Genomic DNA, 10,003 nt, shown 5'->3' on the forward strand with positions numbered 1-10,003 from the left:
AGTTTTGTCTTTTTTGCAAAGAGCTTAGGCCGTGTTCAATTCACAAGATACAAAGGCCGTCAAAAACGCAAAAGGAAAATAGGGGACTGACTGACGAATTGCCCAATTCTAGGTCAGGACATCTTTTTCCCGCAGCGTTTAGGCCGTGTTCAATTCACAAGATACAAAGCCCGTTTAAAGAGCAAAGCAAAAATAGGAAATTGACGATGTTTCTTTAGAAACAAGGAAATTTATCTTTTTTGCACAGCTCTTAGGGCGTGTTCAATTTAATTATCTGGTTTCAAACGGTATTTCTGGTACAGCAGCCAAGAGGTCAGCCTGAGTGAGGGCACCCTGACGCAGGATCTTAGCAGGACCGCCTGATAAATCAAGAACAGTCGAATCAAGACCGCTAATAGCACTATCATCTGTCAGGCCGATAAGCTGCTGATTGAAATTATGGCTGATCTGACTAAAAGTTTTGCCGCTTTCATCTCCTGACAAATTAGCTGACGGGCCAATCAGGGGACCTGTCTCACGAATAAGCTCCAGCGTTGCAGCATGTCTGGGAACACGGAAACCAACAGACCTGCCGCCGGAATTAATCCAGGGCGGTACCTTAGCATTAGCTTCTAGGATAATAGTCAGAGGACCGGGTAAAAAAGACCGATAGAGTTTTTCCAGATAGGGAGGCTGATTTTGGGAATAAGCCAAAATCTCTTTTAAACTAGCAACATTCAGGTTCATCGCTTTAGCCTGCGGGCGTTTTTTCAGCTGATAAACCCAGCGCACAGCCGCTTGATCCAAAGCCTGAGCAAAGATACCGTAAACAGTTTCTGTCGGCAGAATAACAGCTCCGCCTTCTTGCAGTACTTTTTTTATGTCATCCATCATCCACCGCAGCCATCCTATCTTTCCCAAAACTATCCTGTAGAATTCTCACGCGCTTTTGCGGAAAAGCGTCTGTCAGAAGCGCTCTGACTTTTTCCCCTTGCTTCCAGCCTATCTCCAGATAGAGTTTCCCAGCTTCACTCAAATGGCTGCCGGCACCGTGTATGATACGGCGGTAAAGAGCTAAACCATCTTCTTCTGCAAATAAAGCGCTATGGGGTTCAGACAGCAAAACATTGGCCGCCACTTCCTTTCGATCCGACTCAGCAATATAAGGGGGGTTAGAAACAATGATATCAAAAGAAGCTGAAATGGCACTAAAAACATCAGACTCAGCAAAATCTAAGGCCATCTGATAAAAATCAGCGTTCCCTTTTGCTACAGCTAAAGCGTCAGGTGAAATATCCGATGCCATTACCCTCCAAGCCGGCCGAGCTGATTTTAAGCACAGTGCGATAGCCCCGCTGCCGGTTCCGATATCTAAAACAGAAAGAGGATGCTTGTCATTTTCTGATAAAATCAAGGCGGTCAATTCTTCTGTTTCCGGTCTGGGGATCAGCACACGCTTATCTACAGCTAAGCAGAGCTTGCCAAAATAAGCTCTTCCTGTAATGTACTGGGGCGGCACATGAGCCGACAGCTTCTGGTATATATCCTTAAGAAGTGCAGCATCCTCAGGAGAAACATCTTGATTTTGGTTAAGGGCTATGTCTAAATTGGACCAATCTTTTAATTCCTTAAACACATAGAGCAAGGCATCTTCCTCTTCATCAAGAGCCGCCAATCGTTTCTGATAATGTCTGAAAAGCTGTGCATAATTCATTTTTGCTGAACAGCCTCTAATTTTTGCGTCTGATCAAAGAGAACCAAGGCATCAATGACCTCGTCCAGTTTACCGGATAAGATGCTGTCCAGCTTTTGCAGGGTCAGGCCGATACGATGGTCGGTTACACGGTTCTGCGGAAAATTATAAGTCCGGATGCGTTCTGAACGGTCGCCGGTACCGATAGTCGATTTCCGCTCTGCATCCTGCTCATTTTGAGCAATCTGCGCAAAATGGTCAGCCACCCGGGCTCTGATAATTTTCATTGCTTTATCCCGGTTTTTTTGCTGTGTCCGTTCTTCCTGCATTTCAACTTTAATATTGGTGGGAAGATGGACAATCCGAACCGCCGTAGCCACCTTATTAACATTTTGACCGCCTGCACCGGAAGCATGATAGATATCAATGCGAAGATCTTTTGGATCGATGTCATAGTCAACTTCTTCTACTTCAGGCATGACCAGTACAGTAGCTGTTGACGTATGAACACGCCCTTGGCTTTCTGTTACCGGTACCCTCTGAACACGGTGAGCCCCTGATTCATATTTCAATTTGGAATAAACTGCTTGGCCGGAAATCATTGCAATGACCTCCTTAATTCCGCCAACACCATTGACTGACAGTTCCATTACTTCAAATTTCCAGCCTTGGTTCTCGGCGTATTTCTGGTACATATTAAGCAAGTCGCCGGCAAAAAGAGCGGCCTCATCACCTCCGGCAGCGCCCCGAATTTCAAGAATGATATTCTTATTATCATTTGGATCTTTAGGCAAAAGCAAAAATTTCAGCTTTTCCTCATAATCTTCTTTTGCTGCTTTAGCTTCGGCCAGTTCTTCCTTGGCCATATCAAGCAAATCAGGATCGCCAGCCGCTTCTTTTATCATTTCCTGAGCATCAGCGATATCCTTTAAAGTTCGCTTATAATCACGGTAGACCGCTACAGTATCTCTGCTGTCCGCTTCTTCCCGGGACAGAGCCATAAAACGCTTAGTATCAGCAACCACATCAGGATCGCTGAGCAGCTCGCCTAATTCCTCATAACGATCTTCAACAGCTTGCAACTGTTCATAAATGGTCATTCTTATTTATCCTCACTTTATTTAGCCTAATATTTTATAAAAAGATGCTTTACAGCAAGAGCTGTCCGCTCACTCTTTAATGTCAACCCTGATTTCCGGATGAAAATAGTGCTTGCGGCAGACAGGTATATAACTTTCACTCCCGCCTATCTGAATCTGTTCCCCGTCATAGACCGGCCGGCCGTTTTCAATCCTCAGAACCATAGTGGCCTTTTTCGAGCAGAACTGGCAGATTGTCTTGATTTCCTCAATTTTATCAGCCAGAAGAAGTAAATACTTGGATCCTTCAAATAATTCATTCTGAAAATCATTTTTCAAACCGAAAGCCATAACAGGTATAGCCAGCTCATCTACTACGCGGGCCAGATCATAGACATTGTTTTTGCTTAAAAACTGGCATTCATCAATCAGAACACAATAAAGAGGCTGGGCAAGATTGGCTATATAAGCAAAAATATCTGTATCCGCAGTAATAGGCATAGCTTTTCTTCGCATACCGATACGGCTGGAAACAAAGCCGAAACCATCTCGGGTATCAAGTGCTGATGTCATAATAACAACAGGTTTGCCCTGCTCCTCGTAATTATGAGCAACTTTTAAAATTTCAATCGTTTTTCCCGAATTCATAGTCCCGTATTTATAATATAACTGCGCCAAGCCTAACTTTTCCTGCCTTCTATTAATATCCTATTTATTTTAACATAAAAGAGAGGATTTGGCATCAGATTTATCAGTTTTCCTATCTCTGACCTGAGCTCTAAGGCAGTCCCAGCGTTTTTGTGCTATAATAAAGTGACAAACAAGAAGAAAACAGCAAATCAAGCTGTTGTGTCGTTTTAGTTAAAGTAAGTTAAACTGAACACGCCCTAAGAGCTGTGCAAAAAAGATAGCCCTCCCTTGAGTCTTTAGTGACTCAGCGGTCAGGCTTCTATTTTCGCTTTGCTCTTTTAACGGGCTTTGTATCTTAATTGGAGGTCTATTTATGCCGTTTGTAAAAATCGATTTGTTTGAAGGCCGAACTGAGGCTCAGAAAATTGAACTTGCTCGTGAAGTAACTGAAGTTGTTGCCCGTGTTGCCAAAGCGCCCAAAGAGGCTATTCATGTCTTTATCAATGATCTTCCGGAAGGCAGCTATTATCCGCACGGAGAAATAAAAAGGAAATAAAAGCATCTTAATAGAATCATGCCAAAGATTGAGATGTTTGGAAGTGGGATGTAACCCTAACTATGGAGTTCGTCGTTCCACCTCCGCAAGGCAGTTTAAAGCTTTGAAAAAGAGAACAAAGTGCTACTAAGTGACTAGCGTTCTATTGAACAGACCTGAGACGACTTTGAAAGCTTAAATTTTTGTTGCACCCTTCTAGTCGTCTTGGCAGAGGTGCGTCTGCGAAATCAGAGATTTCGGACTTACCGCCATTTTCCTTTTGCGTTTTTAACGGGCTTTGTATCTTGTGAATTGAACACGCCCTAAACGCTGCGGGAAAAAGATAGCCTTACCTCGAATCTTTTTGGATTCATCGGTCTGTCTCCTATTTTCCTTTTGCGTTTTTAACGGGCTCTGTATCTTGATGAATTGAACACGCCCTAAGAGCTGTGCAAAAAAGATAGCCCTCCCTTGGGTCTTTAGTGACTCAGCGGTCAGGCTTCTATTTTTGCTTTGCTCTTTTGACGGGCTCTGTATCTTAGTTGGGAGGGATAATGCAAGTCAGTCATAGTTTAAAAATGATGGGGACACAGATCGATATCCAGATTGACTCCCCTGGAGCTCGAGAACAGATTGTAAAAGTCTGTCAGCTGCTGGACATCTATAATCAGCGTTTTAGTGCCAATGATGAACGTTCAGAATTAATGGCTCTTAACCGAAACGCCGGAGTCAAATCATTGACTGTGCATCCTGAACTTTTTGAACTGATCGCTCTGGGCAAAAAGCATAGTGTGGCAAGTCCGTCCAATCTGAATATTGCCTTAGGACCGCTTGTTGACTTGTGGCATATCGGTTTTTCTGATGCTCGTAAACCCTCAGCGGCAGAGATTGAGGCCCGTCTGCCTTTAACATCCCCTGAGAAAATTTTGCTTAACAGAGAAAAGCAAAGTGTTTTTTTAACCGAAAAAGGAATGAAAATAGACTTAGGTGCATTAGCCAAAGGTTATATAGCAGATAAAATAATCACCTATCTGGCTGAAGATGGTATTAACTCAGCCCTTATTAACCTCGGCGGCAATGTACTGGTTCATGGTCAAAACAGCAGGCGTTCAGACGGTTCTTGGCACATCGGTATCCAAAATCCCAAACAGCCTCGCGGCAACAATCTTGGAATTGTAACGATCAAAAACAAGTCTGTCGTCACTTCAGGGATTTATGAACGGCATCTGAAAATTGGTGAAAATGATTATCATCATATTTTTGACCGCCGAACCGGTTACCCGATTGAAACAGACATGGCCAGTCTGACCATTATTGCCAGCCAGTCTGTGGACTGTGAAATCTGGACAACACGCTTATTTGGACTGCCGTTAATTGAGGTTCTTCAAACGATTAATGAAACATCTCATATTGAAGGACTTGCCGTCACTAAAGATAATCGGATTTTTCTGTCATCAGGGCTAAAAAATCAATTTCAGCCTTTGTACAGATAAAACATCTCAGTCAATCCTGCAGTAAAAGGCGGCAGCTGATGCGGCTTCAAGCAGAAACAAAGCTGACAATATGAATCGGCTTTGTATCCTTCAAAAAATCATGGCAAATTTCTGCCATGATTTTTTGAATTGTTACTTTAAGAATCAGATAGATTTTTTCTGTCCTGTCAGTCCTTTAGATCCTGACCGTTAGTAGCGATAACTTTTTGGTACCAGAAGAAAGAATCTTTGCGGTAACGCTTAAGACTGCCAACTTCTTCATCTGTACGGTCAACGTAGATAAAGCCATAACGTTTACGGATACCTTCGTGTGTTGAAATAAGGTCGATTGCCGACCATGGATTATAGCCAAGCATATCAACACCATCAGAAATAGCCAATTGAATTTGGGCAATATGCTGGCGAAGATATTCGATGCGGTAATTGTCGTGAATCTTGCCGTCTTCAGTTAAAGTATCATAGGCACCGAGACCGTTTTCAGTTACTAAAAGCGGTAAACGATAACGGCTGTACATTTCACGAACGGTTGCACGGAAGCCGACAGGGTCAATTTCCCAGCCAAATTCAGTTTTAACAAGATTTGGATTATCCACGCTCTTAGCAAAACCTGGGAAAGTTTGATTAGATTGTTGGTCACCATTAGCTCCCGCTGCTTCGCTGCCGTCAGAAGCTTCAACAGTCGCTGTGTTGTAATAGTTGAAGCCGATAAAGTCAGGTTTAGCTGCTTTCATGATAGTGCGATCTTCGTCAGTAACTGTTGGCAAAGCATCATTTTCTTCCAAATATGCCAAGGCTAAATTGTTATATTCACCAAAAACATAAGCGTCTAAATAAAGCCAATTACGCAGAGCATTGAAGTTCTGAGCGGCAATAATATCTTCTGGTTTTGAAGAAGCTGGGTAAACCAGAGAAATATTCGGTGCCGGGCCAATCTTAGCGTCAGGAAGCATTTCATGACAAAGCTGCATGGCTTTGGCCTGCGCAACCAATTGGTGGTGATTTTGCTGGTAAATTTCCTTAGTGAGATTAGTTGTCCCTTCCGGCACATGAAGGGTACCGATGACTGGACCAACCAATGTTAACATATTTTGCTCATTGATTGTCAACCAGTATTTGACGCGGTCACCAAAGTTTTCAAATAAAACACGCGCATATTCTGCAAACCAATCAACAGAATCATGCGTCGACCAAGACCCGCGCTCATCAAGCGCCGCCGGCATATCGAAGTGGAACATGGTCACGATTGGCTCAATATCGTATTTCAAACATTCATCAATCAAATTATTGTAGAATTCAAGCCCTTTTGGATTGACCTCGCCTGTTCCATTTGGCAAAACCCGTGTCCAGGAAATCGAAAAACGATAAGATTTGAAGCCCATTTCTGCCATTAGAGCAATATCTTCTTTATAATGGTGATAATGGTCAACTGAAACCGACAGATCAGCTGTTCCTGCAGGAATCTCTTTCACATCTTGGCAGGACGGACCTTTGCCATCCTCTAAAGCAGCACCTTCAACTTGGTATGCTGATGTAGAAGCGCCCCACAAAAAATGGTCAGGAAATGGCTTTAAATTTTTGTGTAACATAAAAACCTCCTCATTGATGATTCTTAATAATATTATATCGTTAAAATCAGACAAAAACCAATAATATAAAACGCATTCCTTGTATTATAATACGACTTAAAGAACTTCTTCGATCGCTTTTATAAAATCTTTAATAAAATTATCTCGTAAAATGCTGTCAAGCTCCAAGATTGATAAATAAGGATTTAAATCTTCTAATTCAACTAGAAGAAGTTCCCCCTCTTTCGTTCGTCAGGCATCAACCCTTTGAATACCATTTTTTATATCGTTCCAGGCAATGAATTTCTCAGCAAACTCTACATCTGCCTTTGAAGCATCATATTGCTTTAATTTCCACCTTTCTGACTTATCTGCTGCGTACAGAGCATATTCAAATTTATTATTTATAAAATAAAATGAAACTTCATATTCAAAGTCGATAGCTGGTTGAATCAAAAATTCTCCATCAGAAAACGTTTTATTTCTTAAGTCAGCATTCTCAACGAATTCAAGTCCAATAGAGTCTGCTCCATCTTTTGGCTTCACAAGGTAAACAGAACTTTCTGGTAATAAGGAAAGGTCAGCTAGCTTATCTACAGTTGGAATAACAGGGTAAGCTAATTTTGTTAAATCGATTAAATACTGCTTTCCCCTCATATCTGCTTTTCCAGAAAAATTATTAAAAGTATTTAGGTTATTTGAATGAACTCTCTCAATAAATTTATTATAAATTTCTTTAAAACCGCTTACTCCGCCTGTATTTCTAAAAATAATTAAATCAACATCATTTTCAAAACTTTCCGAATTTTTCGGGTGACATAGCACGACATCAAAATAATCCTTCAATCTACCCGCGATATAAATATCCTCTTCATAATAATTTCTGCCTTTAGCCTTATAATAAAGATCCGTTAAGTATAATATCTTCTTCATCTGCTACCCCTATAATAAACAAATACCACAACAAAAATTGCGGTATTATCTTTACTAAATCAGCCCTAAGGTCTCAAAGGCATTGTAAAGTCCGTTTTCTTCAACATCATCTGTTACCATGTCTGCCATAGCAAGAATTTCTGGTCCGCCATTTCCCATAGAAACACCGATTTCACAGTATTCCAACATTGGAATATCAACCTTGGCATCGCCAAAAGCAATGGTGTCCTTCCTATCAGCCTGCAAGTGTTTCAAAAGAACATCAATTGCATGCGCCTTGGTAATATCCTTAACGCCAAGATCGCCAAATAAAGCTGTTTCACCTCGGCCGCCCCATGTTCCGGCTTTGAGATGAGGAAAAGCTTCTGCTGAATCCAAGTGGTCTTGGTAAGTGTTAAGAATAAAACTCACTTTATTCAAATCATTGCGGTAGAGTTCACCGCCATAAATTAAGCCATGAAATGCGTCCTCTGCTTCCATATGTTCCACTTCTGCTTCTGCTTTTCCTTTACGAAGCGCATATTGCCGCATGACCGGACGAGCAGCTTCTTTAAAGTTTTCAGAAGCAAAGAGTCCGTTATTTGATTCCAAGTAGAACTCCAGACCTCGTTCATGCAGCCAGTCAACAATGGCTTTGGCATCTTCTTTTGAAATCGTCTGGTGCATAATCACTTTGCCATTGTGTTCAACATAAGAGCCATTGCCGCCAATCATCCCATCAATGCCTATTTCCCAAATCTCAGCCTGCATTTCCGCCCGGCTTCTACCCGTACAGACATAGACCTGATTCCCTTTTTCACGCGCTTTGCGGATAGCAGTAATTGCTGATTCGGGAATACGACCATGGTAATCCACTAATGTTCCGTCTACATCCAGAAAAATAATTTTTTTGGCCATAAAAGTCCCCCAATAATTGATACTTCTATTGTACGTCTTTACAAGCCCCGATGATAGGCCTATCCTCTTGTAAAATAATACAATCCTATGGTTTTAGCACCATCGTTAAACTTTCAATAGCTCCAGCCGAGTAAGCCAAAGCGGCATAAAAGTTAAGCTGGAATGGTTTGGGCAGTATCTCTCCCAAGTATTCTGTCTTGCTTTTTTGTACAGAAACCGCTATGATAAAACAATGGCTAATATTAAGAAAATTCTTGCACTTATCCCAGAAAACAACAGACAAACCGCTGAAGCTTTTTTCACTGAACTGGCTGATGGCTTCAGTTATTTATTTTGTTTAGAGTTAGATTATGTTTCCGCACAAATTTCATATAAAGTCGGACAGTATGATGGGCTCTTTACCTTTTCTGAAATCGACTGCCCACTTCCGACACTCAAATTTACCACAGAGGCATCAGAAAACCAGCAGACCTTTTTTGTGGATGGAACCTGTTTCACCGATCCCAAGTCCATCTTATCGTTGACTCGCTATCTGACCGAGTTTTACCAGAAAATTCAGCCAGATATTCTAAGCTATCTGCCTTATCAGGTCCGTTTCTTTGACCAAAGCCACCGTCTGGTCTATTCTAATCATAAACCCGAGAGCTCTCTGCCTCTTTCAGATGATGACAGTCCAAAAAGGCTGGATGAAGCACTTATCCAAGAACTAAATGATGAAGAAATAAGCAGTCTGCATTTCCCTGTCGCAGAAAGTGTTTTTGACCAGATCCTCATCCAGTCCTACCAAAAATTATATGACCGTCAAAATCAGCTCATGGGAACCTTAGAGAGCGTTCACGATTTTAAACCGGTTCTCTCAGCTTACCTCAAAGAGACCGGTCAGGCACTGGTCGGATGGTCTGATACGACTTCAGGACCTTCCGTCACTGACGGCTAATCGAGTAGGGTCTAACTACTAGTAGCCCCTCTCACACCACCGTACGTGCTGTTCGGCATACGGCGGTTCCATTAACTTATCACATGTCGCTTCATGTAATAATCTAAGCAGCTAACCAGTCCTCGTTTTGCAAGGACTGGTTTTGATATAGCACGTTTAAGAACCGATTTGTGAGCAACCAATTGATAGTGGTCACCCCAGCCCGATACCTTATCGGCTAACCACCTAGGAACGCCTAATTTAAGCAATCCCCAACGTCGTT

At 42.0% G+C, this 10,003-nt stretch carries 10 protein-coding genes and 1 pseudogene; 3 read left to right on the plus strand and 8 right to left on the minus strand.

Annotated features, from left to right (window positions below):
- Positions 1-270: 270 nt before the first annotated feature.
- The 4 genes from AB3329_RS10055 to AB3329_RS10070 all read right to left on the minus strand — a co-directional run bounded on the left by AB3329_RS10055 (position 271) and on the right by AB3329_RS10070 (position 3,429).
- Positions 271-873: an L-threonylcarbamoyladenylate synthase gene (locus tag AB3329_RS10055; protein ID WP_368395931.1), complete on the minus strand. Its 603-nt coding sequence runs from the start codon at positions 871-873 to the stop codon at positions 271-273.
- On the minus strand, positions 863-1,693 hold the full coding sequence (gene prmC, locus AB3329_RS10060) for a peptide chain release factor N(5)-glutamine methyltransferase (protein ID WP_368395933.1): 831 nt from the start codon (positions 1,691-1,693) through the stop codon (positions 863-865). The genes AB3329_RS10055 and prmC overlap by 11 nt, the downstream gene beginning before the upstream one ends.
- Positions 1,690-2,772, minus strand: coding sequence for a peptide chain release factor 1 (prfA, locus tag AB3329_RS10065; protein WP_368395934.1), 1,083 nt, complete (start codon positions 2,770-2,772; stop codon positions 1,690-1,692). The genes prmC and prfA overlap by 4 nt, the downstream gene beginning before the upstream one ends.
- Before the next feature lie 69 nt (positions 2,773-2,841).
- A complete protein-coding gene (locus AB3329_RS10070; protein WP_368395935.1) occupies positions 2,842-3,429 on the minus strand; it encodes a thymidine kinase in 588 nt (195 codons plus the stop codon).
- Positions 3,430-3,754: 325 nt separating this feature from the next.
- On the opposite strand from AB3329_RS10070, the gene AB3329_RS10075 reads away from it, so the two are divergent.
- Positions 3,755-3,937, plus strand: a complete 183-nt coding sequence (locus AB3329_RS10075) for a 4-oxalocrotonate tautomerase (protein ID WP_067061874.1) — start codon at positions 3,755-3,757, stop codon at positions 3,935-3,937.
- A 533-nt stretch (positions 3,938-4,470) separates the two neighbouring features.
- Positions 4,471-5,409 carry an FAD:protein FMN transferase gene (locus AB3329_RS10080; RefSeq protein WP_368395936.1) on the plus strand — a complete coding sequence of 313 codons (939 nt, stop codon included), beginning with the start codon at positions 4,471-4,473 and terminating at the stop codon, positions 5,407-5,409.
- 167 nt (positions 5,410-5,576) lie between these two features.
- Here AB3329_RS10080 and AB3329_RS10085 read toward each other — a convergent pair whose 3' ends face one another.
- The 3 genes from AB3329_RS10085 to AB3329_RS10095 form a co-directional block, all read right to left on the minus strand.
- The gene (locus AB3329_RS10085; protein WP_368395937.1) at positions 5,577-6,995 is read right to left on the minus strand and encodes a glycoside hydrolase family 1 protein; all 1,419 of its coding nucleotides are present in this window, start codon (positions 6,993-6,995) and stop codon (positions 5,577-5,579) included.
- 231 nt (positions 6,996-7,226) lie between these two features.
- Positions 7,227-7,907 carry a hypothetical protein gene (locus AB3329_RS10090; protein WP_368395939.1) on the minus strand — a complete coding sequence of 227 codons (681 nt, stop codon included), beginning with the start codon at positions 7,905-7,907 and terminating at the stop codon, positions 7,227-7,229.
- A 54-nt stretch (positions 7,908-7,961) separates the two neighbouring features.
- Entirely contained in the window at positions 7,962-8,804 is an 843-nt protein-coding gene (locus AB3329_RS10095; RefSeq protein WP_368395940.1) for a Cof-type HAD-IIB family hydrolase, read from the minus strand.
- A 232-nt stretch (positions 8,805-9,036) separates the two neighbouring features.
- Between AB3329_RS10095 and AB3329_RS10100 the strand changes: the two genes are divergently transcribed.
- The gene (locus tag AB3329_RS10100) at positions 9,037-9,741 is read left to right on the plus strand and encodes a multidrug transporter (protein ID WP_368395941.1); all 705 of its coding nucleotides are present in this window, start codon (positions 9,037-9,039) and stop codon (positions 9,739-9,741) included.
- Positions 9,742-9,812: 71 nt separating this feature from the next.
- Here AB3329_RS10100 and AB3329_RS10105 read toward each other — a convergent pair.
- Positions 9,813-10,003: pseudogene (locus AB3329_RS10105) on the minus strand (group II intron reverse transcriptase/maturase); the annotation flags it as partial.

The sequence above is a fragment of the Streptococcus huangxiaojuni genome (genome assembly GCF_040930515.1).
GTDB classification, from domain to species: domain Bacteria; phylum Bacillota; class Bacilli; order Lactobacillales; family Streptococcaceae; genus Streptococcus; species Streptococcus huangxiaojuni.

What these genes read in the sequence shown, in the direction of transcription:
- AB3329_RS10055 (WP_368395931.1), bottom strand. Translation starts at nt 873, where the DNA reads ATGATGGATGACATAAAAAAAGTACTGCAAGAAGGCGGAGCTGTTATT.
- prmC (WP_368395933.1), bottom strand. Translation starts at nt 1,693, where the DNA reads ATGAATTATGCACAGCTTTTCAGACATTATCAGAAACGATTGGCGGCT.
- prfA (WP_368395934.1), bottom strand. Translation starts at nt 2,772, where the DNA reads ATGACCATTTATGAACAGTTGCAAGCTGTTGAAGATCGTTATGAGGAA.
- AB3329_RS10075 (WP_067061874.1), top strand. Translation starts at nt 3,755, where the DNA reads ATGCCGTTTGTAAAAATCGATTTGTTTGAAGGCCGAACTGAGGCTCAG.
- AB3329_RS10080 (WP_368395936.1), top strand. Translation starts at nt 4,471, where the DNA reads ATGCAAGTCAGTCATAGTTTAAAAATGATGGGGACACAGATCGATATC.
- AB3329_RS10085 (WP_368395937.1), bottom strand. Translation starts at nt 6,995, where the DNA reads ATGTTACACAAAAATTTAAAGCCATTTCCTGACCATTTTTTGTGGGGC.
- AB3329_RS10090 (WP_368395939.1), bottom strand. Translation starts at nt 7,907, where the DNA reads ATGAAGAAGATATTATACTTAACGGATCTTTATTATAAGGCTAAAGGC.
- AB3329_RS10095 (WP_368395940.1), bottom strand. Translation starts at nt 8,804, where the DNA reads ATGGCCAAAAAAATTATTTTTCTGGATGTAGACGGAACATTAGTGGAT.
- AB3329_RS10100 (WP_368395941.1), top strand. Translation starts at nt 9,037, where the DNA reads ATGGCTAATATTAAGAAAATTCTTGCACTTATCCCAGAAAACAACAGA.